This is a genomic window from Teichococcus oryzae (assembly GCF_008386565.1).
GTDB lineage: Bacteria > Pseudomonadota > Alphaproteobacteria > Acetobacterales > Acetobacteraceae > Pseudoroseomonas > Pseudoroseomonas oryzae.
Genome location: NZ_VUKA01000003.1, coordinates 152429 through 175255, shown reverse-complemented (window position 1 = coordinate 175255; position 22827 = coordinate 152429). Strand labels below are relative to the sequence as shown.

Sequence of the window (22827 nt, the reverse complement as noted above, 5' to 3'; positions counted from 1 at the left end):
TTCACTTCACGCGGGGATCGAGCAGCCGGTACAGCAGGTCCGACAGCAGGTTCAGCATCACATAGATCAGCCCGACCACCAGCGTGGCGCCCAGCACCGCGTTCATGTCGGCGTTCAGCAGCGACACGGTGAGGTACTGGCCTAGGCCGGGCCAGGAGAAGATCGTCTCGGTCAGCACGGCGCCTTCCAGCAGGCCGGCATAGGTCATGGCCAGCACCGTCACCAGCGGCACTGCGGTGTTGCGGAAGGCGTGGCCCCAGACGATCCGGCCGCGCGACAGGCCCTTGGCCCGCGCGGTGGTGACGTATTCGCTCTTCAGCTCGTTCAGCATGAAGGCTCGCGTCATGCGGGCGATATAGGCGAGGGAGAACATCGCCAGCACGCCGGCCGGCTGCGCCAGGTGCAGCAGCGCGTCCTGGAAGGCGCCCCAGTCCCCGGCCAGCAGCGCGTCCAGCGTCAGGATGCCGGTGCGGGTGTCCACCATGCCTTCATAGAAGATGCTTTGCCGCCCGGGGCCCGGCAGCACGCCCCAATGGGCGTAGAACAGCAGAAGCGAGATCAGGCCCAGCACGAATACCGGCAGCGAATGCCCGGCGAGGCAGAACAGCCGCACACCCTGATCCACCCAGGAACCCTGCCGCGTGGCCGCCCAGACACCCAGCGGGATGCCGATCAGCACCGCGACGATCAGGGCGAGCGTGGCCAGCTCGAAGGTCGCCGGAAAGAAGCGGATGATGTCGTCGGTGACCGGGTTCGATGTCATCACCGAACGCCCGAGGTCGCCCGACGCGATCTGCCCCAGATAGCGCCAGAACTGCACATAGAGCGGCTGGTCGAGGCCAAGCTGCAGCCGGGCGGCTTCCACCACGTCCTGGGGGGCTCGGTCGCCCACGATGGCCAGCACCGGGTCGATCGGCACCACGCGGCCGATGAAGAAGGTGACGAGAACAAGGCCGAACAGCGTGATCGGGATGCTGGCCAGCGTGCCCGAGACGGCCTGAAAGCGGAGACGCATGGCGGAGGGGCGCTGGCGCCCTCCCGCGGGCTGGCCTCCCGGCGGCGGCGCCGCCGGGGAAGTTGCCGTATCGCTCATGCCTTGGTGATGTTGGTGTAGGAATGGCGGTCGTTCATCGGCCCCATGTCGAAGCCCTTCACCGCGGCGCGGGACACGGCGACCTCGATCTCCTGCAGCATGATCACGAAGGGCGACACCTGCTGGTGCTCCTTCTGGATGTCGGCATACATGGCCGCGCGCTTCTCGGAATCGGTTTCCTTCAGCGCCGCCAGCGTCTTCCGCGACAGCTCGGGGATGTCCCAGCTCGCGCGCCACGCGATGGTGCGGTTCTTGGCGTTCTCGCTGTTGTCGAGGTTGATCGAGAAGGCCTCGGCGTTGCTGTGCGGATCGAAGTAGTCGGAGCCCCAGCGCACCATGGCGATGTCATGCTGGCGGGCGCGGGTCTTGGTGATCACCGCGCGCTGCTCGCCGGGCAGCATCTGCAGGCGGATGCCGATCTCGGCCAGATTGGCCTGGATCGCCTGGGCAATGTCGGAGGTCGGCGCGCCGGAGAAATAGTCGAGCGCGACCTCGAAGCCGTCGGCGTGGCCGGCCTTGGCCAGCAGCGCCTTGGCCTCGGCGGTCTTCTTGGAGAAGGGATGCTCGGTCAGCGCGCCGGGCAGGCCAGCGGGCAGGAAGGATTGGTGCACCGCATAGGTCGTGGGCACGATGTTCTTCTGGATGGCGTCATAGTCGAGCGCCAGCTTGATCGCCTGACGCACCTCGGGCTTCGACAGGATCGGGTGCTTCTGGTTCAGGCTGAGATACATCAGGCTCGCCTTGCGGGCGTATTGCACCGAGAATTTCGGGTCCTTCTCCACCTGCTTCACCTGATCGGCCACCAGGTTGCGGGCGATGTCCACATCGCCGCGCTGCAGCCCGAGAAGCTGCGCCGAGGGGTCGGCCATGTGGCGCATGATGATGCGGCGGATCTTGGGTGGCGTGTCACTGTTCGGGTTGGCGTCGAGCATGACGCTCTCGCTCGCCTTCCATTGCCGCACCGCGTAAGGGCCGGAGCCGGCGGAATTCTGCTTCAGCCACGCATTGCCGAGGTCGTCACCTCCCTTGTCGTCCTTCTGCGCATTGGCCATCACCGTGGCCTTTTCCACAACCGAGCCGACCGCGGCTGACAGGCAGTAGAGCAGGAAGGAAGGCGACGTCGGCTCGGCCGTTTCCAGCACCACCGTGCGCGCATCGGTGGCGCGGATGCGGCTCGCCACATTGTCGCGGTTGAAGCCGAACTGGTTGATGATGAAGGCGGGCGACTTGTTGAGGATCACCGCGCGGGACAGGGAAAAGGCCACGTCCTCGGCCGTCACCGGCTTGCCGGAAGCGAATTTGGGCCCCTGCTTCAGCGTGAAGGTGAAGGTCTTGTTGTCGGCCGACACTTCCCACTTTTCCGCCAGCTCGCCTTCCAGCCGGGCGGGATCGGAATTCGGGGTGGTGACCAGCTTCTGGTACACGTTGCCGGCGATTTCCGAGGCGGTGTACTCGAACGCCTCATGCGGATCGAGGCTGATGATGTCATCGATCTGCTTGGCGAAGACCAGCACATTGGCGGGTGTCTGGGCCCCGGCGGAGCGCGGCATGCCCATGGCGGCAAGGGCCGGCACCGAGGCCGCGGCCGCGGATGCGAGCAGGACGGAACGGCGGGTAAGCATGGTTGGGACCTCCTGAACCCCGCTTCTGTAGCGCGCGGCAATGGCCTTCGCCACGGCCCGCCGATCGCGCAAAGGCGTGAACGCTGCGCGCGGCGCTGTGTACGGGCTGGCTCTGGCGCGGCATTTCCGGTCATGCGATGGGGCCATCATGGAATACTGGCAAGTCTTCCGGCCCCGCCCCGAACGAGCTGCCTTCGCCGACAGCTACCCGGCGCCGATGCCGAACGGCCTCAGCCTGTGCATGCCGCTGCGCGGCCACGGGCAGATCGGTGTCGCCTGGCTGATCGTCAACCAGGCGAGCTTCGCCGTGCATGCCGCGATCACCGGCTGGATGGCGGCGGCGGCGCAGCCGCTCGGCGCCGAGCTGGTGGTCGGCATGCCGACGCTGGGCCACAGCCTGGCCGCCCCGGTGGCGGAGGCGCTGGGCCATCCGAACTGGGTGGCGCCCGGCTATTCCCGCAAGCCGTGGTACGACCCGGCGCTGTCGGTGCCCACCGCATCCTCCATCACGCCCGATGCGCGCCGCGTCTGGCTCGACCCGCACCTGCTGCCGCGCCTGTCGGGCAAGCGGGTGCTGCTGGTGGATGACGTGATCAGCACCGGCTCCTCCGCCCTGGCCGGGCTGGCGCTGCTGGCCTCGGCCGGGGTGCAGCCGGTCGGGCTGTGCGTCGCCATGGCGCAGGGCCATCGCTGGCGCGAAGCCTGGCCGCGCAACATCCCGGTCGCCGCCGCCTTCGCCACGCCGCTGTTCCGCCCCGCCCCCGATGGCGGCTGGGTGCCCGATGCCGGCACCCTGCCCACCGGCCTGATGCTGCCCGGCTGAAGGGGGCGCCCTTCTGCGTCCCCTGGCCCCCGTCCTTTGCCCACGCCCTTTCCCCCATACCCTTTCCCCAGGGGGCGATCCGCATTAATCCGGCGCCATGTCCGCATCTCCCTTGTCCCGCTTCTGGCTGTTCATCGGTGCCTTGTCCGGCTTGTCGGCGGTGGCGCTGTCGGCCTGGGCCGCGCATGGGCTGGCGCCACGGCTGGACGAGGCCGGGTACCGCATGGCGCAAAGCGCGCTGACCATGCAGGGCTGGCACGCCCTGGCGCTGCTGGCCACCGGCCTGCTGGCCGAGCGCCGCGCCGGCCGCCTCGCGCATTACGCCGGCGGCTGCTTCCTGCTGGGCAGCCTGGGCTTCTGCGGCGCCGTGTGGTGGCTGGTGCTGACCGGCGCGTCGCTTGGCATCGCGCCGCTGGGGGGCACGCTGCTGATGCTGGGCTGGCTGCTGCTGGCCCTGGCCGGGCTGGGCCGCGCGGCATGACCATCCGCTCGGCCTACCGCGCCGCCGAAGGCTTCGAGCGCGAGCTGGAGGAGGAGCTGCGCCGCGCCGGCGTCGCCATCGCCTCCTGGCACGGGCCGCTGGCGCTGAGCGAGGCGTTGCCCGTTGCGTCCGCCTGGGCGCTGGATGTCTGGACCGATGTGCGCGAGGCGGAGGTGCCCTCGATCAAGGGCGCCGCCGGCGCGCTGCGCGCCATCCAGCGCAACTGGGCGCTGGAGCCGGTGCTGCACCACCGCCGCGCCGCGCTGATCGAGGCGGCGCTGCCGCCGGTCAAGGCGCGCGCCCTGCGTTTCCCGGAGCCGGCGCCCACCGGCCATCTCGGTGGCTGGACGCTGCTGGCGCCGGACCGGATGCTGCTTTCCCCCACCAAGACCAGCCCCTTCGTGCAAGGGCAGGTGCGCTTCGAGGAGGATCGCGAGGGCCCCCCCTCCCGCGCCTACCTCAAGCTGTGGGAAGCGCTGACCCGCATCGGCCGCTGGCCCGGGCCGGGGGAGGTGGCGCTCGACCTCGGCGCCGCGCCGGGCGGCTGGACCTGGGCGCTGGCGCAGCTCGGCGGCCAGGTGGTGGCGGTGGACAAGGCGGCGATGGACCCCGCCATCGCGGCGCTGCCCAATGTCACGGTGCGCACCGAAAGCGCCTTCGGCCTGGAGCCAGAGTGGGAAGCGCCGGTGGACTGGCTGTTCAGCGACATCATCTGCTACCCGGCGCGGCTGCTCGGGCTGGTGCGGCGCTGGATGGCGGCGGGGCGGGCGCGGAACTTCGTCTGCACCATCAAGTTCCAGGGCGAAACGGACCATGACACCGCGGCGGCCTTCGCCGCCATTCCCGGCGCGCGGCTGTTTCACGGCGCGCACAACAAGCACGAGCTGATGTTCTGCCTGCTGGATCACCGGGCATCATGAATCGGAAAGGCATCTTGTCGAAAGTCTGGCTGGCCCTGGCGGCCATCGTGATCGGCCTGATCGGCACGGGGGAGGTGTCGCAGGGCGACCTGACGCGGCTGTTCCGCAGCCTGAACCAGGCCCTGCAATCCGAGGCGCCGCGTGACACGGGACGCGGCGGCCGCCCGGGCGAGGTGCTGGCCGGCCGGCCGCGCATCATCGATGGCGACACCTTGGATGTGGATGGCGTCCGGGTGCGGATGCAAGGCATCGACGCCCTGGAGCACGACCAGGAATGCCGCGGCGGCAATGGCCGCTTCGAATGCGGCGCGGCCGCCCGGCAGGCCCTGGTCGAGCTGATCGGCGGCCGCAGCGTCACCTGCGTGCCGGACGGTTCCACCACCCATGGCCGCAGCGTGGCCCATTGTTCCGTGCCGCGCCCCGGCGGCGGCACGCTGGACCTGAACGAGGCCATGGTGCGCTCGGGCTACGCCTTCGACTGCCCGCGCTTCTCCGATGGCCGCTATGCCGCGGCCGAGGCGGCGGCGAAGCGCGAGAAGGCCGGCGCCTGGGCCGGGCGGTTCGACTATCCCTGGTCGCACCGCAAGCGCTCCGGGGCCTGCGACCGCTGATGCGCTGGCGCGCCTGGCTGCGGCGGGCCGTGCTGCTGCTGCTGGCCGGGCCGCCGCTGCTGATCCTGTTGTTCCGCTTCGTGCCCGTGCCGATGACGCCGCTGATGCTGATCCGCGCCGCGCAGGGCCATGGCTTCTCCAAGGACTGGGTGGCTTATTCCGAGATGGCGCCGGCACTGGCCCATTCGGTGATCGCCGCCGAGGACAACACCTTCTGCGGCCAGTGGCTCGGCTTCGACATGCCGGCCCTGCAGGGGCAGATCGCCGCGGCGCTGCAGGGGGAACGGCCGCGCGGCGCTTCCACCATCACCATGCAGGTGGCGAAGAACCTGTTTCTGTGGCCGGGGCGCGACCCGCTGCGCAAGGTGCTGGAAGCCTGGCTGACGCCGCAGGTGGCGCTGCTGTGGCCCAAGCGGCGCGTGCTGGAAGTGTATCTCAACATCGTCGAGTTCGGCCCCGGCACCTATGGCGCCGAGGCGGCCTCGCGCGATTTCTTCAACCGGCCGGCGGCGCGGCTTTCCTCGGCCCAGGCGGCGCAGCTGGCGGCCGTGCTGCCCAGCCCGCTGAACTGGTCCGCCGCCGCGCCCGGCCCTTATGTGCGGGAGCGCGCCGGCACCATCCGCCGGCGCGTCGGCCAGCTCGGGCCCTTGCTGGATTGCGCCGGCTGAGGCGGCTCAGGCGCGCTCGACCCGCGCCAGCAGGCAGCCCGGCCGGGCGGTGTGGATGTTGACGAAGCGGGTGCGCGGATCGTCCAGGGCGCGGGCCAGCGGCGCCTCGGCCTCCCGCCCGGAACAAACCTGCCCCAGATCGTAGAGGCATTGGTCCTCGGCATCATAGGCGCGCACGGACACCAGCGGGTTGGCGCGGATGATCGGCGCCACCTCGTCCGCCATGTCGTAGCGCGGGCAGGGATCGGCATGCAGGAAGACCGGGCTGGGCGTCCAGTAGATGCCGCGCGGCGCCGGCAGGTCATAGGAGCCGAGCAGCATGGCCTCCCCGGCTTTGGCGAGTTGCAGGCAATGGCGGCAGGGGAAGCCGCCATTGCCGTCCGCGGTGCGGCGGCGCAGCGTGTTGCCGCGGTCATCCTGGCCGGTGCGGCGGAAGCGTTCGGCGGTGGCGGTGTCCACGGGGATGCAGCGGAAGCGGGGCATCGGGTTCTCCTTTGCCGCCATGCTGCCGGGGGGAGGGGCAGTTCCGCACTCCGCCGCTTGCTCGGCAATCCCAGCGGGGCCTTCAGGCGCGGCGCAGCGCCCGTCGCACGGCCCACAGCCCGGTCAGCAGCAGCACCGCCAGGATGCCGCCATAGAAGGCGCCGCCGGCTTTTCCGTCAGGTCGCAGCATCTCGCCCAGGGTGGTGGTGAGCAGGGCCAGCATCAGCGCCGAGAAGCCGCCCCAGGCGCCGGCCAACAGGGCAGGGCTCGGGCGCAGCGCGGCGAGGCCGAGGCACAGCGCCACCGCCACCTCGTCCAGCGCCTCGATGGCGCCGCCGGTCATGGCGCGGCGGGCGATCTCGCTCCCCGCCAGCAGCACCGCCATGCCGGCGGTGAACAGCCGGAACGCGCGCACTCAGACGCGCATCGGCATCAGCACGTAGAGCGCCTCGGGCTTCGCCGCGTCCACCACCACGGTGGGCGCCGAGCCGTCGGCGAAGCGGAACTCCACCTTGTCGGCGATCTGGTCGGTGATGTCGGCGAGGTAGCGGGCCTGGAAGCCGATCTCGATCGGGCTGGAGCCATAGGTCACGGCGCCGCCATCCAGCTCCTCCTCCGCCTGCCCCTGGTCGGGGGATGAGGCGGTCAGCGTCAGGCTGTCCGGCTTGATCGACAGCTTCACCGGGCGCGAGCGCTCGGAGGAGATGGCGGCGACGCGCGCCACCGCCTCGGCGAAGGCGCGCTTGTCCACCGTCATGATCTTGTCGTTGCCGCGCGGGATGACGCGCTCATATTCGGGGAAGGTGCCGTCGATCAGCTTGCTGGTCAGGTGGACGGAACCGAAGGCGAAGCGGATCTTGGTGTCGGACAGGCGCACCTGCACCGGCTCGCTGGTTTCATCGGCCAGCTTGCGGATCTCGTTCACCGTCTTGCGCGGGATGATGACGCCGGGCATCCCGGCGGCGCCTTCCGGCAGCGGCTCCTCGATGCGGGCGAGGCGGTGGCCGTCGGTGGCGACGGCGCGCAGCACGGGCTGGCCCTCGGCCTCCGTCGCATGGACGTAGATGCCGTTCAGGTAGTAGCGCGTTTCCTCGGTGGAGATGGCGAACTTCGTCCGGTCCACCAGCTCGCGCAGCATGGTGGGCGTGATGTCGAAGCCGTGCGGCAGCTTGCCCTCGGTCATGGAGGGGAAGTCCTCGACGGGCAGCACCATCAGGGAGGTGGCGAAGCGGCCGGCGCGCAGCGCCAGCGGCGCATCGCCGCCGGGATGGTCCAGCTCCACGCGGGCGCCGTCCGGCAGCTTGCGGACGATCTCGTACAGCGTCGCCGCCGGGGCGGTGGTGCGGCCGGCGCGCGCCACCGTCACCTCCGGCACCGCCTCGACAATGGCGATCTCCATGTCGGTGGCGGTCATGGTCAGGGTATTCTCCTGGGCCGCCAGCATGACATTGGCCAGGATGGGGATGGTGTTGCGCCGCTCCACCACGCTTTGCACATGCGCCAGCGCCTTGAGCAGCACCGCCCGGTCCACCGTGAATTTCATGGCTTCAACACCCCCGCGCGGAAAAGGGCGCGGCCCGCACCGGCCAAGCGCCCCGAATCGGAAAAACAGTTGCCCTGTCTACCAGCGCGGCGAAGGCCAGGAAAGGCCGCGCCCCTCAGAAAGGCCAGCAGGCGCAAGGCTTTCGCGGAACTCTCCGCCGCCTGCGGGGTTTTTCCAGCGCCATGCAAGAGCAATCCCGCCTGCCCCTCGATCTTCCCCGCACCGCGAAGCGCCGGCCGGCCGCGACCGATGGCGCGCAGCGGAAGCGAAGCAAAGGCGCCGACGCGCAACCGCAGGACGAGCTTCCCACGGCCCAGGCGGAGCCCGCGGAGGCCGCCCGCGCCCGCCTGTCGGACGAAACGCCGGCCGAGGCGCGGGGCGATGCCGGGCATGACCGCCGCCCGGCCGATCATGCCGCCCTGCCGCCGGTGATCCCCGCCCCCTGGGCGGAAGGCCGCGCCCCGGTGCTGGGCGAGGGGCCGCTCGACGCGCCGCTGATGCTGGTGGGCGAGCAGCCGGGCGACGAGGAGGACCGGGGCGGCCGCCCCTTCATCGGCCCGGCCGGGCGGTTGCTGGACCGGGCGCTGGTGGAGGCCGGCATCGACCGTTCGGCCTGCTACGTCACCAACGCGGTGAAGCATTTCAAATACGTGCAGCGCGGCGCGCGCCGGTTGCACCAGACGCCCGATGCCGGCGACATCGCGCATTACCGCCCTTTCCTGATGCGGGAGATCGTGCATGTCGCGCCCGGCCTGCTGGTGGCGATGGGGGCCACGGCGGCGCAGGCCCTGCTGGGTCGCAAGGTCGGCATCATGAAGCTGCGCGGCCAGGTGCTGTCCGGCCCCGGCGGCATGCCGATCCTGCTGACCGTGCACCCCAGCTTCCTGCTGCGCCTGCCGGACCCGGACGCCAAGCGCGCCGAATACGGGCATTTCGTGCATGATCTCGGCGTGGCGCTGCAACGCGTGCCCGAGATCCGGGCGGGCTGACAGGCGGTGTTCGCGCAGGGCCGCTGGCTGAACCCGCCGCGGCAATGGTCCCTGGCGGCGCGAGGCCTGTCGGTCACCACCGACCACGGCACGGATTTCTGGCGGGAAACGCATTACGGCTTCATCCGCGACAACGGCCATTTCCTGGGCTGCGACACGCCGGGCGACTTCACCGCCAGCCTCCGCATCCGCGCCCGGTACGAGGCGCTGTACGACCAGGCCGGCATCATGCTGCGGCTCGGCCACGATCGGTGGATCAAGGCCGGCCTCGAATGGTCGGATGGCGTGGCGATGCTGGGCAGCGTGCTGACGCTGGATCGGTCGGACTGGGCCACCGGACCCTTTGCCGGCGATCCGGGGGATTTCTGGCTGCGGGTGACGGTGGCGCGGGGCGTGCTGCGGTTGCAGGCCTCCGCCGACGGGCGGCATTGGCCGCTGGTGCGGCTTTGCCCCTTTCCGCAGGCGGAGCGGTATCAGGTCGGGCCGATGTGCTGCACGCCGGAACGCGCCGGGCTCCGGGTGCTGTTCTCGGACTTCGCCCTGTCGGCGCCGCTGGGGCGCGACCTGCACGACCTGTCCTGAGGGCGTTCAGCGCGGGGCGTGGCGGTCCAGCACCGCGTCGGGCAGTTCCATCACCCGCCCGGCCCAGGTCCAGAGCAGCCAGCATTCCACCCGACGCTCCGGGAACACCTGCCGCAACAACCCGCGATAGGCCGCCATCTGCCGCAGGTAGAGCGGATCGACCTGCGCCACATCCTCCGGCGGCGGGCGGTTGGTCTTGTAGTCCAGCACCACCACGCGGTCCGGCTGGATCAGCATGCGGTCCACCTGCCCGGCCAGCGGGTGCCCGGCCAGCCGGCCGGCGATCGGCGCCTCCGCCAGGGAGTCCGGGCCGAAGGCGTCCGCGAGGCTGGGATGGCGCATCAGCGACAGCACCTCGCGCGCCGTGGCCTCCTGTTCGGCGCGCGGCAGGCCATGGCCCGGGCGCGACAGGAAGCGCAGCGCCACCGCTTCCCGCTCGGCATCGGGCGTGTCGGGCAGGTGCTGCAACAGGGCGTGGATCAGCCGGCCACGGCGGAACCGCTCACCGGTCGGGTCGTTGCGGCCATGTGGCGCGGCGGTGGGCGTCTGCTCCTCGCCCGGCAGGGCGGAAGGGGAAAGCATCAGCGCCTCGCTTTCCGGCGGCGCGGGGCGGCCGATCCATTCCGGCAAGGGCCCATGGACATCCCCCGCCACATGCGGGGCATCGGAGCGCGGCGCGGCGGATTGCGGGCTGTCCAGCCAGCGCAGGGGGCCGCTGAAGCTGGCGAGCGGCGGGGCGTTGAACGAGGCCGGCTCGAACGGCGCTTCCCGGGCGCCCTCCAGGCGGGTGAAGCCCTGCGCCACCAGGTCGTACCAGGAGCCCGGCTTCGGCTCGCCCCAGGCGCAAACCAGCAGCCGGTCCTCGGCGCGGGTCAGGGCGACGTAGAGCAGCCGGTTCTCCTCCGCGTCGCGCGCCGCGCCGTCGCGCTCCATCAGCGTGTTCCAGGCGGGGGCGAAGAAATCCTTGCGCGAGCGCGGCGCCCAGAGCGGCAGGGCGGGCGACACCGCCTCGTCCCAGCGCAACGGCTTCTCGCCGCGGCCGCTGCCCACATCGGGCAGGATCACCACCGGCGCCTGGAGGCCCTTGGCGCCATGGGCGGTCATCAGCCGCACCGCGTCGACGCCGGATTCCGCTTCCCGCTTCACCTCGGCGCCGCCGCGCCGCAGCCAATGGACGAAGCCCTGCAGCGAGGGCGGGTAGCGCGCCTCGAAGGTCAGCGCGGCGTTCAGCACCTCGTCCAACGGGTCGGCGGCGTCGGGGCCGAGCCGTTCCAGCATGCGCGCCCGCCCGCCATGCTCGCCCAGCACCTCGGCCAGGATGGTGTGCGGCGTGGCGAGGTCGGCACGGTCGGACAGGTCGGCCAGCCATTCGGCGGCGCGGCCCGCGGCGGTGTCGCTGCCGCGCTGGGCCATCACCCGCCACCACAGCGGCTTGGCGCCGCGCGTGGTGGAAAGGGTGAACAGCTCCGCCTCATCGACGCCGCAAAGCGGGCTTTTCAGCACGGCGGCGAGTTGCAAATCGTCCTCCGGCAGCAGCAGCACGTCGCACAATGCCAGCAGGTCCTGCACCGCGATCTGCTCGATCAGCCGCAGCCGGTCGAGCCCACCCACCGGCACGCCGCGCGCCTTCAGGGCGCGCACCAGCAACGCCGAGAACGCCGTGCGGCGGCGCAGCAGCACCAGGATGTCACCCGGGCGGATCGGCCGGTCGCCGCGCGCGGGGAGGCGTTCCTCGCGGATCATGCGGGCAATGCGGGCGGCCAGCGATTCGGCCAGCAGCGCCATGGCGTTGGCCTCGGCCACCGGCTCGTCCGGCACCTGCCAGGGTTCCAGCTCCGCCTTGTCGGGCGGGGCGAGGGGCGGCCAGATCTCCACCAGGCCGGCCTCGCCCTCGCGGTCGGCGCGGTGCGCCAGGATGCCGTCCCCGCCGATCACGCCGCGCCGCGCCGCGCCGTCGGAGAACACCGCGTCCACCAGCGCCAGCACGGGCGCGGTGGAGCGGAAGGACACGTTCAGCGGCACCGAGGTGAACTGCGCCTCCGCCTCGGCCACGGCCTGGGCGAAATGCTGTTCCCAGCGCGCGAAGCCGGCGGCGTCGGCGCCCTGGAAGCTGTAGATCGACTGCTTCTCGTCCCCCACGGCGAAGATGGTGCGCTGCGTGCCGTCCTCGCGCGTGCCCTGGCCGGCGAAGAACTCCTCCGCCAGCCGCGCGGCGATGTCCCATTGCGCGGAATTGCTGTCCTGCGCCTCGTCGAGCAGCAGGTGGTCGAGCCCGCCATCCAGCTTGTACAGCACCCAGGCGCTGCCGGGATCCTGCAGCAGGCGGCGCGCAGCCTGGATCAGGTCGTCGAAATCCACCGCGCCGATGCGGCTCTTGCGCGCCGTGTAGCCATCCAGCACCGGCTGGGCGAGGGCCAGCAGCGCCAGCGTCGCGCGGTGCAGCCGCCAGGCCTTGCGCGCTTCCTCCACCTCGCGGACGCGCTCGGCTTCCTCGGCCAGCAGGGACTGGCATTCGGGATGGTTCCGGCCGAGGCCGCCCTTGGTGGCGAGCGATTTGCGGCAGGTGCCCTCGGCGGTCAGGAAGATCGCCGACCAGTCCTCCCACCGCGCCACGCGGGATTCCACCGGCAGCGCCACCCAGGCGCGGATCAGCGCGCCGCGCCGCTGGTCGTTCTCGTTGGAGCTGCCGGCCAGCATCCCGGCGGCGCGCACCATGGCGGTGTCCACCCGGGCGCAGGCGGAATGCAGGGCTTCCTCCTCCTGCCCGTCGCGCGGCAGGCCAAGGCGGCGGCGCAGCGCGGCGTCGCAGCCGGCCAGCCCGCCGGAAGCGCGGATCGCCTCGGCCAGCTTCTCGCGCTCGGCCACCAGGGTGCGCAGCGTGTCGGCGAAATCCTCCGGGGAGCCGAGGCCGGCCATGGCCTCGATGGCATCGAGCGGCAGTCGGCCGGAGGACAGCGCCGCCTCGCGCGCCTCGGCCAGCATGGCGTTGGCATCGCTTTCCTCCACCAGCCGGAATTGCGGCGGCAGGCCCGCTTCCAGCGGAAAGCCGCGCAGCAGCGATTGGCAGAAGGCGTGGATGGTGTTGATGCGCATGCCGCCCGGCAGGTCCAGTACGGCGGCGAACAGGCCGCGGGCGCGGCGGCGCAGCTCGGCATCCGGCGCCTGGCCGGTGAGCGCGAGCAGGCTGCGGTCGAGATCCATTTCCTCCGCCACCGCCCATTCGCCGAGGCGGCGGGCGAGGCGCGTCGCCATCTCGGCGGCGGCGGCCTTGGTGAAGGTGAGGCACAGCAGGCGGTTGGGCCGCGCGCCGGGGCGCAGCAGCAGGCGCAGCACCCGGTCGGTCAGCACCTTGGTCTTGCCCGAGCCGGCCGAGGCACCCACCCAGGCGGAGAACAGCGGATCGGATGCGCGGCGCTGCGCGTCCTGCGCGGCGGCTCGCGGGGAAAGGGTGGTGCTCATTCGTCGCCCGCCGTGCCCCATTCGGCGACGCGCGCCAGATGGTCGTGGTCGGAGCGTTGCGGGGTGCGGCGCGGATGCGGCCGCGCCACGAAGCGCCTGCGCTCCAGCAGGAAGCCGCGCACCAGCGCTTCGGTGTTGTCCAGCGCATCGGCGGCCAGCGCGCCAGGGTCGCCCTTCACCGGCTTCACCTCGCCCGGCGTGGCGCCGCCGGTCAGGCGCCAATAGGTCAGGGCGGAAACCGGGCGCGCGGGCACGGCGCGGCCGGGCCGCTGGAAGCCGCCGGCCGCCGCGATGGCCGCTTCCAGCGGCATCTGCGGCGCGCGGCCTTCCTCCACATCCTTGTTCCCGGGCGGCGTCCCGGTCTTGTAGTCGATGATGGCGAGCGTGCCGTCGGCCAGCTCGTCGATGCGGTCGGCGCGCACCTTGAGGTCCACCGCGCCGCCGGCGATCGACAGGCGGCCGGGCATCTCGGCATGGCGGCGGCGGATGCGCTCGCCGGATTGCGCGGCGTCCTCCTCCGCCACCACGAAGCCGCCGATGCGGCGCAGGCGCGGGCGCCAGAAGGCCAGCAGGCCGGGGCGGGCGGCGGCCTCGGCCAGGGCTTCCTCGGCCGCCTCGTCGAACCATTCGCGGGCGAGCGCGGTGCCGGGCCAGCCGCCGGGCGTTCCGTCCAGCCGCTGCGTCCAGCGCGCCATGGCGTCATGCACCAGCTGGCCGTAATCGGCGGCGCCGACCTCGGCGTCGAGCGGGTCGAAGGGGCTCAGCTTCAGCACGCGGCGGGCGTAGAAGCCGTAAGGGTCGGCCATCAGCTCGGCGACCTCGGTGACGCTGATCTCGCGCGGGCGGGCCTCGGGCGGCGGGGCGGGGGCGGGGCGGGGGCAGGGGCGCACCGCGTCCGGCATGTCGAGCCGCGAGGCCCAGAGGGTCGCCGGGCTGCGCGGCAGGGACAGGCCGCTGCCCGGCGTGTTGCGGCGCGGGTCCCATTGCCCGGCCAGAAAGGTTTCCAGCCGCGTCAGCCAGCGCGAAGGAACGGTGGGCGCGCCCGCCCGCTTGCGCGCGCGGGACAGCACCACGCACGGGGCGGAGGAAGCGGCCAGCATGAAATCGGCGGCGACGCGGCCAATGCGCGCCTCGGGCTCCGGCAGGCCGAAATCCTTGCGCATCGGCCGGCTCATCCAGGGCCCCGGATCGGTGGCCTGCGGCCAGACGCCTTCCTCCAGGCTGCCCAGCACGGCGAGGTCGAAATCCTGCAGCCGCGCTTCCAGCAGGCCGAGGATGGCGATGCGCGGATGCCGACCGCCTTCCTTGCCGCGGCTCATGCGCACGCTGGGCGCGGCGGGGCCGGCCAGCAGCGCGTCAAACAGCGCGGGCCAGCCGGCGCCGCCCATGGGCGGCAATTCGCGCAGCGCCGGCGGCAGGTTGGCGAGGTGCACGGCCAGCGGCTCGCCTTCCTCCCCGGCGTAAAGGCGCATGCCGCCGGGGCGGCTGTCGGTGGACGCCAGGCGCTCGGCGGCGGCCAGGTGGCAGGCGAGCAGGTCGGCGGGCGGCCGCGCCGGGCTGTCCGGCAGCTCGGCGAAGCCGTCCAGCGCCGTGTCCAGCGCATCAAGCAGGGCGTTGACGCGGGCCAGCAGGGCGGCGTCGCGCTCGCGGCGGAAGGCCTCGGCGGCGCGGGCGCGCAGGCCGGGCAGGCCGGGGGCGGGGCGGGGGCCGCGCAGGGCGCGCCGCTCCAGCAGGCGCACCGCCTCCATCCAGTCCTGCCGGGCCATGCCGCCGGCGGCCAGAGGATGCTTCAACAGGGCCAGCAGCGGCACGGGCGCGAAGCCCTCGGCCACCGCCTGGGCCATCAGGCGCAGAAAGGCGCCGGTCGGCGTTTCGCCCAGCGGCTGGCCGGCGGAATCATCGGCCAGCACACCATGCCGGGTCAGCTCGGCGGCGACGCGGCGGCCCAGCTCGCGGTCGGGGGTGATCAGTGCGGCGCGGGCGCCGGGGGTTTCCAGCGCCTCCCGCAGCAGCAGGGCGATGGCCACGGCCTCGGCCTGCACATCCGGCGCCTCGATCAGCGATAGGCCCTGAAGCGCCGGCTGCCAGAATTCCGGGCGGCGCTTCAGCCAGGCCTCGATGCCATGCGCCGGGCGCAGCGAGCAGCACAGCAGCTCGGCCCGGCGGTGCAGCGCCGGGTCCTCGGCGCCGAGGCCGGGCCACAGGACCAGGTCGTCCGGCGTCGCGTCCATGGCGGACAACAGCCGCACCTGCCCGGCCAGCGGATGGGTCGGGCTTTCCTCGATGGCTTCCCAGAGCTGCGAGGAGGTGACCTCCCCCGCGCCATGCATCACCACCGCGCCATTCGGCATGTGGGCGACCACGCGCAGCAGCTCGGCGGCGGCGGGAATGGTGCCGCCGGCGCCGATGCCGGCGGCGATCACCGGATGCTCGGGCGGCGTCTCGCGCCACAACGCGGCCTGCGCCTTCAACGCGGCGACGCGGCGCGGGCCGATATCCATCAGCCCCTGTTCCCGCAGCCACGCTTCCCAGGCATCCAGCACGCCGCGCAGAAAGGTCAGCGTCACCTGCCAGTGGGTGGCGAATTCCTCCGGCACCAGCTCGGACAGCTTGCCGTCGTCGCAGCCTTCCAGCGCGGTTTCATCCATCAGCTCGGCCAGGGCGGCGGCGAGGCCCCAGGCCTGTTCCGGCGTGTTGGGGCCGCCGAAGCGCGCCGGCAGGCGCAGCACCATCGCGGTCAGCGCCGCCTGCCGCCGCGCCGCGTCCACGGCCGGCGGCAGGTCGAGCAGGATGGGGAGGGAAAGCTCGTCGGCTTCCTCGGTGGACAGGCCGGACAGGGCCCGCATCCGCGGCAGCAACAGGGTCTGGCCGTTGGCCTGTTCCAGGAAGGCCTCGCGCAGTGCCAGGGCGGCGCGGCGCGTCGGCAGCAGGATGGTGGTGCGGGAGAGGGCCAGCGGGTCATCCGTGCCGACCATTCCCAGCACGCCGCGCGCCAGACAGGGCAGAAAGGGCTGGTGCGCCGGAATCTCGTAAAGCCGCATGGGCGCGCAGCATAGCGGGGCCGCCCGGCCCGTGCCAGCGTTTCCGCTTCGTTCCCACCTTCTTCGTTGCCTATGAGAATGAATTGCATTAATCGGACGGCCTCGCCGTTCCCAGGATGCCCAGCCATGCCCCATGCTTCCCGCGCCCTCCGGCGCGCTTCGCTGCTGCTGTGCGCCACCGCGCTCTGCGCGCCCGCATGGACCCGGGCGCATGCCCAGGGGATCGGCAGCATGCCCGAGGCGGGCGGCGCGCTGGTGCTGCCGGAGATCAGCGTGGAGGCGCAGGGCGAGCGCGCCCTGGACCCGATCCGCGGCTATGTCGCCAGCCAGCAGATCACCGGCACCAAGACCGACACGCCGCTGATCGAGAACCCGCAATCCATCTCCGTCATCCCGCGCGACCAGATCGACGCGCGGCAATCCCAGACGCTGGGCGAGGCGCTGCGCTACACCGCGGGTGTGCGCGGCGAGAATTACGGCACCGACAGCCGCACCGACTGGTTCCAGCTGCGCGGCTTCAACGCGCAGGACAACGGCATCTTCCTGAACGGCCTGCGCTACAACACCGGCTATGCCGGCTCGATGTTCGAGACCTATGGGCTGGAGCGCTACGAGGTGCTGCGCGGCCCGACTTCCGTGTTGTACGGCCAGATCGCGCCGGGCGGCCTGGTGAACATGGTGCAGCGCCGGCCGACCGATTTCGAGCAGGGCGAGGTGCGCCTGATGGCCGGCAGCAACAATCGCTGGCAGGGCCAGGGCTTCGCCAGCGGCAAGCTGACCGAGGATGGCTCGCTGCTCTACGGCTTCACCGGCCTTTTGCGCGATTCCGACACCACCGTGGACAATGTCGAGGATGACCGCATCTTCGTGGCGCCCACGGTGACGTGGCGGCCAACCGACAACACCTCGCTCACCGTGCTCGGCTACTACCAGCGCGACCGCACATCGGGGAACCAGTTCCTGCCCTATGAGGGCACGGTGACGCGCACGCCGTTCGGCCGCATCTCCCGCAACCGCTTCACCGGCGAGGAGGATTTCGACCGCTTCAACCGCACCCAGTGGGGTGTCGGCTACGAGCTGTCGCACCGCTTCAACAATGTCTGGTCGGTGCAGCAGAACCTGCGCTACGCCGAAACCGAGATCCGCTGGGACCAGGTGTATGGCGGCGGGCTGGCGGCCGACCAGCGCTCGCTGAACCGCTTCGCCTACCGCGCCAACATCAATGTCGGCACCTTCCAGGTGGACAACCAGGTGAAGGCCGAGTTCACCACCGCCGGCATCCGCCACACCCTGCTGGGCGGCTTCGACTACAGCCAGGTGAACTACCGCAACGCGCAGTATTTCGCGAACGCTGCGCCGCTCGACCTGTTCGCGCCGGTCTATGGCAGCCCGATCCCGGCGCTGACCGCGCCCTATGACAATGTCCGCCAGGTCAACACGCAGTACGGCCTGTACCTGCAGGACCAGATCCGCTTCGACCGGCTGGTGGTCACCGCCGGTATCCGCCAGGATTGGGCTTATTCCGACATCGACGACCGCGACGCCGGCGGCGTGCGCAGCCGGCAGAACGACCAGGCCTTCACCTGGCGCGCCGGCATCCTGTACCTGACCGATGTGGGCCTCGCGCCCTATGCCAGCTATGCGCGCTCCTTCCAGCCGCAGATCGGCACGGACACCACCGGCGTCGCCAAGGGCTGGGAGCCGCTGGAAGGCGAGCAGTACGAGATCGGCGTGAAGTTCCAGCCGGAGGGCGTGCGCTCCTTCGTGCAACTGGCGGCCTTCCACCTGACGCAGCAGAACACGCTGACGCCGGACCCGAACAACCCCTTCGACCAGGTGGCGGTGGGCGAGATCCGCGTGCGCGGCGTCGAGCTGGAAGGCGTGGCGGAGCTGGGCAGCGGCGTCAGCCTGGTGGGCAGCGTGACGCTGCTGGACCCGGAGATCACCCGCAGCAACACCGCCGCCGAGGTGGGCGAGCGGCCGGCCGGGGTCGCCAAGACCAATGCCGGGCTGTATGGCGAATACAGCTTCGCCGCCTTCTCCGGCCCGCTTTCCGGCCTGACTCTGGGCTTCGGCACGCGCTATCTCGGCAACACCACGGCGACCGCGGGGGGCAATGTGGTGCCCTCCACCACGCTGTTCGACGCGGCGATGCGCTATGATTTCGGCAAGATCAGCGAGCGGGCGAAGGGGCTGAGCTTCAACCTCACCGCCTCCAACCTCGCCGACACGCGCTATGTGTCGCGCTGCTCCGGCGATAGCGGCTGCTTCTACGGCAACCGGCTGAACGTGCTGGGCAGCCTGGCCTATCGCTGGTGACCGGCGGGCGCCGCGGGGTTTCGCGGCGCTAACGCCCTCTTAAGAATTGCGCCCTAGGATCGTGGCTCCACCCCGGAGCCTGTCCGATGAGCGACGCTGCCCTGCCTTCCCTTCCGCGCGGCCTCGCCGCAGGCGGGCCCCGCCCGTCCTTCGCGAAGGGGCTGTTCATCGGCCTAGGATTGAGCGTGCCGCTCTGGGGCATGATCGGGCTGGCGGCGCGGCGCATCTTCTTCTGAGGCGGGGCGGCATCACCACATGGTCTGGCTGGCACGCTCCGGCCAGCTCCGGTCGTAATCGTCGCCGCCAACGCGGCCGGCGCTGAGATCGGCCAGGATCTGCCCCGGCGTCGGCAGGGCGGACGGCGCGACCTGCCGCGCCGCGTCCCACAATCCCGCGCGGATGATGGCGCGGGCGCATTGGAAGTAAACCTCGCGCACCGCCACCACCACCACGCTGCGCGGCGCCTTGCCTTCCACGGCGAGGCTTTCCCGCAGCGCCGGGTCGTCGTCGATCTCCGCCTCGCCATTGACGCGCAGGGCATTGCCGCTGCCGGGGATCAGGAACATCAGCGCCACGCGCGGGTCGCGGATGATGTTGCGCAGGCTGTCGATGCGGTTGTTGCCGCGCCGGTCCGGCAGCAGAAGGGTCCGTTCGTTCCGGATGAACGCCACCTGGCCACGGTCGCCGCGCGGCGAGCAATCCAGCCCTTCCGGTCCCACCGTGGCCAGGGCCAGGAAGGGCGCGGCCTCGATCATGCGGCGATAGGCCGGGGTGATGCGGTCGGCGACCTTGGCGGTGGATGCCTCGCCCACGCTGTTCAGCGGTCCGTAGATCGCCTCCAGCGCCGCGATGCTGCGGATGATGGCCATGGCGATGTCCTTGCCGCCGGTTCCCTGCCGGGAAGTATAGGCCGGCTTTCCGCGCCCCGGAAACAGGCGCGGACGTGACCGTTGCGTGTCAGCTCCCGTCCCGCAGCAAGGCCGCCAGGGAATGCATGATGGCGGCCGTGGCGCCCCAGATGTAATGCCGCGCATGCGGCCACACGGCGAAGGAGCGGCGCTCCCCCTTCCAGATGGCGGTGCGGGTTTCCGGCAGGGCCGGGTCGAGCAGCGAGGCCAGCTCGTATTCGAAGGCCAGCTCCACCTCGTCCGGGGCGGGCGTCAGGTTCAGCGGCGGCTCCAGCAGGGCCAGGACCGGCGTGATGTGGTAGCCCGTGCCGGTCACCAGTTCGGGCAGCCGCCCTGTCACCCGTGGCAGGCGCGGGTCGAGACCGATTTCCTCCGCCGCCTCGCGCAGCGCCGTCTGCTCGGGGGTTTCCCCCGGGTCCATGCGCCCGCCCGGAAAGGCGACCTGGCCGGCATGGCTGGACAGGGCAGCGGCGCGCAGGGTCAGCAGCAGCGTCGGCACGGGGTGAAGCACCACCGGCACCAGCACGGCGCTGGCCTTGCCGGCCGGGGCCGTGTTGCCGGCCGGCAGGCGCGCCGGATTGGCGAGGCGCCGGGCCACCTCCGCCGCATCCAGCGTGACGGCGAGGGAGATGGAGGCCCCGCTCACTCCGCCGCCGCGCCGATCGACGACTCGTCCGGCATCTCGTCGATCGGAAAGAACACGCCCTCGCTCCAGACGCCCAGGGTTTCCCGGCCGCCCAGCACCTCCGTCTCCGCCAGGGCCACCAGCTCATAGAAGACGGCGCGGTTGATGCGCGCCTCCAGCCCTGGCCGCACCATGATGTAGGGGCTGGGCTGCCGGGTGCGGTGGTCGATGCTGACGCGGATCGGATGGTCGGCGTCGGCCGTGACCATTTCATCCAGGTTGGTGCGGAAGGTCAGGCATTGCCGGCCCTCGCAGCGGCGCCAGAACACCTCGACGGCGACAAAGGGGGCATCCTCCACCGTGATGCGGCCACGCTCCACCGGGGTTTCCAGCCAGTAGGAGCCGTCCGGCTCGCGCCGCAGCACGGAGGAGAACAGGCAGACCAGCTCCTTCCGGCCGATCGGGCTGCCCTTGTAGTGCCAGGTGCCGTCGCGGGCGATCCGCATGTCGAAATCGCCGCAATCATGCTTGGGGCGCCCATTGGGCGCCGTCCCTCGGGGCGGCGCCTTTGGGGTCAGGCAGCCTGCGCGGCCGGGGCCATGGCTGCTGCCGGATTGTTTCAATGCTTCGTCCACACGCCCGACGGGCATAGGCTTCCCCTTGCAGGCTATACGCGAGGCCCTGGCGGACTGGCCAGATCGGCCCGCCCCCCAATGTATCGGCATGTATATAAGGAGGCCTAGGGGCATGGTTGAAGTGGTGGACCACAGCGAACCCAACATCCTTCCCAATGTCCTGCTGGCCGAGGTGGAGGCGCTGGGCGCCCGCCTGGCCCGGGTGCGGGAAGCAGTGGGCCGCGTGATCTTCGGCCAACCCGCCGTGGTGGAGCAGGTTCTCATCTCCATCCTGTCCGGCGGCCATGTGCTGCTGGTGGGCGTCCCCGGCCTCGGCAAGACCAAGCTGGTGGAAACGCTGGGCACCGTGCTGGGCCTGGATGAAAGCCGCGTCCAGTTCACCCCGGACCTGATGCCGGCCGACATCCTGGGCTCCGAGGTGCTGGAGGAGGGAGCCGATGGCCGCCGCGCCTTCCGCTTCATCAAGGGGCCGGTGTTCTGCCAACTGCTGATGGCGGACGAGATCAACCGCGCCTCGCCCCGCACCCAGTCGGCGCTGTTGCAGGCCATGCAGGAGAAGAAGGTGGCGATCGCCGGCCAGGCGCACCCGCTGCCCAGCCCCTTCCATGTCCTGGCGACGCAGAACCCGATCGAGCAGGAAGGCACCTATCCGCTGCCCGAGGCGCAGCTCGACCGCTTCCTGCTGGAGGTCGAGGTCACCTATCCGGATGAGGAGGCCGAGCGCGCCATGCTGCTGGCCACCACCGGCGCGGCCGAGGCGCGGGCGGTGAACGCCATGAGCGCGGCCGAGCTGGTGGCGGCGCAGGCCTTGATCCGCCGCATCCCGGTTTCCGCCCAGGTGCTGGACGCCATCCTGAAGCTGGTGCGCGGCGCCCGCCCCGAAACCGCCGGGCTGCCGATGATCCGCCAGCACCTGGCCTGGGGGCCTGGGCCGCGCGCGGCCCAGGCGCTGATGCTGGCGGCGCGGGCGCGGGCGGTGCTGGATGGCCGCCTCGCCCCCTCGGTGGAGGATGTGATCGCCCTGGCCGATCCGGTGCTGCGCCACCGCATGGCGCTGAACTTCGCCGCGCGCGCGGATGGGATCAGGCTGCAGGACGTGATCGGCGCGCTGAAGACCAGCCTTGGCTGAGCCGCGCGCCGTGAAATCCTCCCCAGGGGCCTCCCCGCATGGGGCGGCGCTGCGCGCAGAGGCCCTGGCCGGGCGGCTGCCACCCCTGGTGGTCGCCGCCGAGCGCGTCGCCGCCACGGTGATGCAGGGCGTGCATGGCCGCCGCCGCGCCGGGCAGGGCGATGCCTTCTGGCAGTTCCGCCCCTATGCGCCGGGCGATTCGGTGAACCGCATCGATTGGCGGCAAAGCGCCAAGTCGGACCGGCTGTTTCTGCGCGAAACCGAATGGGAGGCGGCGCAAAGCGTGGCGCTGTGGCGCGACGCCGGCCCCACCATGCACTGGCGCGGCGATGCCGGCCGGCCGGAGAAGGGCGAGCGGGCGGAGCTTCTGCTGCTGGCGCTTGCCTCGCTGCTGCTGCGGGGCGGCGAGCGGGTGCGGCTGCTTGGCGACCGGCGCGCCTATGCCGGGCGCGGCGCCATGGCCGCCCTGGCCGAGGCGCTGGGCCGCCACACCGCCGCCGCGGCGGATGACAGCCTGCCGCGCCATGCCCGCGCCGTGCTGTTCGGCGATTTCCTGCAGCCGCTGGAGGAAACCCGCGCCGTTGTCGCCGCCCTGGCGGCGCGCGGCGTGCGCGGGCACCTGCTGCAGGTGCTCGACCCGGCGGAGGAAACCCTGCCCTATGCCGGCCGCGTCCGCTTCGAGGGCCTCGCCGCCGAGCAGCCCCTGCTGCTGCCCCGCGTCGAGGGCGTGCGGGAGCTTTATGCCGAACGCCTGGCCGCGCATCGTGCCGGGCTGGGGGCGATCGCCGCCGCCGCCGGATGGCGCTTCGCCACCCACCGGACGGACATCCCGCCCGAGGCGGCGCTGCTGGCGCTGTGGACGGCCCTGGCGCCGGGCAAGGGATAGCACCATGTCC

At 71.7% G+C, this 22827-nt stretch carries 21 protein-coding genes; 11 read left to right on the top strand and 10 right to left on the bottom strand.

Annotation, left to right across the window (positions count from 1 at the left end):
- Position 1: 1 nt before the first annotated feature.
- Together F0Q34_RS09475 and F0Q34_RS09470 are read right to left on the bottom strand one after the other, a co-directional pair.
- Positions 2–1015: an ABC transporter permease gene (locus tag F0Q34_RS09475; protein ID WP_174242019.1), complete on the bottom strand. Its 1014-nt coding sequence runs from the start codon at positions 1013–1015 to the stop codon at positions 2–4.
- Between the two features lie 74 nt (positions 1016–1089).
- A complete protein-coding gene (locus F0Q34_RS09470; RefSeq protein ID WP_149811962.1) occupies positions 1090–2715 on the bottom strand; it encodes an ABC transporter substrate-binding protein in 1626 nt (541 codons plus the stop codon).
- Between the two features lie 148 nt (positions 2716–2863).
- On the opposite strand from F0Q34_RS09470, the gene F0Q34_RS09465 reads away from it, so the two are divergent.
- From F0Q34_RS09465 to mtgA, 5 genes are all read left to right on the top strand, one after another.
- The gene (locus F0Q34_RS09465) at positions 2864–3538 is read left to right on the top strand and encodes a phosphoribosyltransferase (RefSeq protein ID WP_149811961.1); all 675 of its coding nucleotides are present in this window, start codon (positions 2864–2866) and stop codon (positions 3536–3538) included.
- Between the two features lie 97 nt (positions 3539–3635).
- Positions 3636–4019: a DUF423 domain-containing protein gene (locus F0Q34_RS09460; protein WP_241665410.1), complete on the top strand. Its 384-nt coding sequence runs from the start codon at positions 3636–3638 to the stop codon at positions 4017–4019.
- Positions 4016–4939: an SAM-dependent methyltransferase gene (locus tag F0Q34_RS09455; RefSeq protein WP_149811960.1), complete on the top strand. Its 924-nt coding sequence runs from the start codon at positions 4016–4018 to the stop codon at positions 4937–4939. The genes F0Q34_RS09460 and F0Q34_RS09455 overlap by 4 nt, the downstream gene beginning before the upstream one ends.
- Before the next feature lie 14 nt (positions 4940–4953).
- Entirely contained in the window at positions 4954–5550 is a 597-nt protein-coding gene (locus F0Q34_RS09450; protein ID WP_161600816.1) for a thermonuclease family protein, read from the top strand.
- Complete coding sequence (gene mtgA / locus F0Q34_RS09445; protein WP_149811958.1) at positions 5550–6218, top strand: monofunctional biosynthetic peptidoglycan transglycosylase; 669 nt, start codon at positions 5550–5552, stop codon at positions 6216–6218. The genes F0Q34_RS09450 and mtgA overlap by 1 nt, the downstream gene beginning before the upstream one ends.
- A 6-nt stretch (positions 6219–6224) precedes the next feature.
- Here mtgA and F0Q34_RS09440 read toward each other — a convergent pair whose 3' ends face one another.
- The 3 genes from F0Q34_RS09440 to dnaN all read right to left on the bottom strand — a co-directional run bounded on the left by F0Q34_RS09440 (position 6225) and on the right by dnaN (position 8244).
- The gene (locus F0Q34_RS09440) at positions 6225–6701 is read right to left on the bottom strand and encodes a DUF1203 domain-containing protein (protein ID WP_149811957.1); all 477 of its coding nucleotides are present in this window, start codon (positions 6699–6701) and stop codon (positions 6225–6227) included.
- A gap of 82 nt (positions 6702–6783) precedes the next feature.
- On the bottom strand, positions 6784–7116 hold the full coding sequence (locus F0Q34_RS09435) for a hypothetical protein (RefSeq protein ID WP_149811956.1): 333 nt from the start codon (positions 7114–7116) through the stop codon (positions 6784–6786).
- A complete protein-coding gene (gene dnaN / locus F0Q34_RS09430) occupies positions 7117–8244 on the bottom strand; it encodes a DNA polymerase III subunit beta (RefSeq protein ID WP_149811955.1) in 1128 nt (375 codons plus the stop codon).
- Positions 8245–8426: 182 nt separating this feature from the next.
- Here dnaN and F0Q34_RS09425 point away from each other — a divergent pair, with 182 nt between their 5' ends.
- Positions 8427–9233: a UdgX family uracil-DNA binding protein gene (locus tag F0Q34_RS09425; protein WP_149811954.1), complete on the top strand. Its 807-nt coding sequence runs from the start codon at positions 8427–8429 to the stop codon at positions 9231–9233.
- Between the two features lie 6 nt (positions 9234–9239).
- Entirely contained in the window at positions 9240–9815 is a 576-nt protein-coding gene (locus tag F0Q34_RS09420; protein ID WP_149811953.1) for a DUF1349 domain-containing protein, read from the top strand.
- A gap of 6 nt (positions 9816–9821) precedes the next feature.
- Here the strand turns inward: F0Q34_RS09420 and addA are convergent, their stop codons facing one another.
- Positions 9822–13274, bottom strand: a complete 3453-nt coding sequence (addA, locus tag F0Q34_RS09415) for a double-strand break repair helicase AddA (protein WP_149811952.1) — start codon at positions 13272–13274, stop codon at positions 9822–9824.
- Positions 13271–16315 carry a double-strand break repair protein AddB gene (addB, locus tag F0Q34_RS09410; RefSeq protein ID WP_149811951.1) on the bottom strand — a complete coding sequence of 1015 codons (3045 nt, stop codon included), beginning with the start codon at positions 16313–16315 and terminating at the stop codon, positions 13271–13273. Before addB ends, addA begins: the two co-directional genes overlap by 4 nt.
- A gap of 126 nt (positions 16316–16441) precedes the next feature.
- On the opposite strand from addB, the gene F0Q34_RS09405 reads away from it, so the two are divergent.
- Complete coding sequence (locus tag F0Q34_RS09405; protein WP_149811950.1) at positions 16442–18634, top strand: TonB-dependent siderophore receptor; 2193 nt, start codon at positions 16442–16444, stop codon at positions 18632–18634.
- 86 nt (positions 18635–18720) lie between these two features.
- Positions 18721–18870 (top strand): hypothetical protein, encoded by a 150-nt coding sequence (locus F0Q34_RS21770; protein WP_161600815.1) that lies wholly within the window; start codon positions 18721–18723, stop codon positions 18868–18870.
- 12 nt (positions 18871–18882) lie between these two features.
- Here F0Q34_RS21770 and F0Q34_RS09400 read toward each other — a convergent pair whose 3' ends face one another.
- From F0Q34_RS09400 to F0Q34_RS09390, 3 genes are all read right to left on the bottom strand, one after another.
- Entirely contained in the window at positions 18883–19503 is a 621-nt protein-coding gene (locus F0Q34_RS09400) for a pyridoxamine 5'-phosphate oxidase family protein (RefSeq protein ID WP_149811949.1), read from the bottom strand.
- An 88-nt stretch (positions 19504–19591) separates the two neighbouring features.
- Positions 19592–20188 (bottom strand): NUDIX hydrolase, encoded by a 597-nt coding sequence (locus tag F0Q34_RS09395; protein ID WP_149811948.1) that lies wholly within the window; start codon positions 20186–20188, stop codon positions 19592–19594.
- Positions 20185–20790 (bottom strand): DUF1285 domain-containing protein, encoded by a 606-nt coding sequence (locus tag F0Q34_RS09390; protein WP_456316241.1) that lies wholly within the window; start codon positions 20788–20790, stop codon positions 20185–20187. The genes F0Q34_RS09395 and F0Q34_RS09390 overlap by 4 nt, the downstream gene beginning before the upstream one ends.
- Positions 20791–20914: 124 nt before the next feature.
- Between F0Q34_RS09390 and F0Q34_RS09385 the strand changes: the two genes are divergently transcribed.
- Entirely contained in the window at positions 20915–21931 is a 1017-nt protein-coding gene (locus F0Q34_RS09385; protein ID WP_149811946.1) for an AAA family ATPase, read from the top strand.
- Complete coding sequence (locus F0Q34_RS09380; RefSeq protein ID WP_241665409.1) at positions 21924–22817, top strand: DUF58 domain-containing protein; 894 nt, start codon at positions 21924–21926, stop codon at positions 22815–22817. Before F0Q34_RS09385 ends, F0Q34_RS09380 begins: the two co-directional genes overlap by 8 nt.
- The last annotated feature ends 10 nt before the right edge of the window (positions 22818–22827 follow it).

Bases quoted from the DNA above. Each gene is read 5' to 3' on its own strand.
- F0Q34_RS09475 (WP_174242019.1), bottom strand. From the start codon at position 1,015: ATGCGTCTCCGCTTTCAGGCCGTCTCGGGCACGCTGGCCAGCATCCCG.
- F0Q34_RS09470 (WP_149811962.1), bottom strand. From the start codon at position 2,715: ATGCTTACCCGCCGTTCCGTCCTGCTCGCATCCGCGGCCGCGGCCTCG.
- F0Q34_RS09465 (WP_149811961.1), top strand. From the start codon at position 2,864: ATGGAATACTGGCAAGTCTTCCGGCCCCGCCCCGAACGAGCTGCCTTC.
- F0Q34_RS09460 (WP_241665410.1), top strand. From the start codon at position 3,636: ATGTCCGCATCTCCCTTGTCCCGCTTCTGGCTGTTCATCGGTGCCTTG.
- F0Q34_RS09455 (WP_149811960.1), top strand. From the start codon at position 4,016: ATGACCATCCGCTCGGCCTACCGCGCCGCCGAAGGCTTCGAGCGCGAG.
- mtgA (WP_149811958.1), top strand. From the start codon at position 5,550: ATGCGCTGGCGCGCCTGGCTGCGGCGGGCCGTGCTGCTGCTGCTGGCC.
- F0Q34_RS09440 (WP_149811957.1), bottom strand. From the start codon at position 6,701: ATGCCCCGCTTCCGCTGCATCCCCGTGGACACCGCCACCGCCGAACGC.
- dnaN (WP_149811955.1), bottom strand. From the start codon at position 8,244: ATGAAATTCACGGTGGACCGGGCGGTGCTGCTCAAGGCGCTGGCGCAT.
- F0Q34_RS09425 (WP_149811954.1), top strand. From the start codon at position 8,427: ATGCAAGAGCAATCCCGCCTGCCCCTCGATCTTCCCCGCACCGCGAAG.
- addA (WP_149811952.1), bottom strand. From the start codon at position 13,274: ATGAGCACCACCCTTTCCCCGCGAGCCGCCGCGCAGGACGCGCAGCGC.
- addB (WP_149811951.1), bottom strand. From the start codon at position 16,315: ATGCGGCTTTACGAGATTCCGGCGCACCAGCCCTTTCTGCCCTGTCTG.
- F0Q34_RS09405 (WP_149811950.1), top strand. From the start codon at position 16,442: ATGCCCCATGCTTCCCGCGCCCTCCGGCGCGCTTCGCTGCTGCTGTGC.
- F0Q34_RS21770 (WP_161600815.1), top strand. From the start codon at position 18,721: ATGAGCGACGCTGCCCTGCCTTCCCTTCCGCGCGGCCTCGCCGCAGGC.
- F0Q34_RS09400 (WP_149811949.1), bottom strand. From the start codon at position 19,503: ATGGCCATCATCCGCAGCATCGCGGCGCTGGAGGCGATCTACGGACCG.
- F0Q34_RS09385 (WP_149811946.1), top strand. From the start codon at position 20,915: ATGGTTGAAGTGGTGGACCACAGCGAACCCAACATCCTTCCCAATGTC.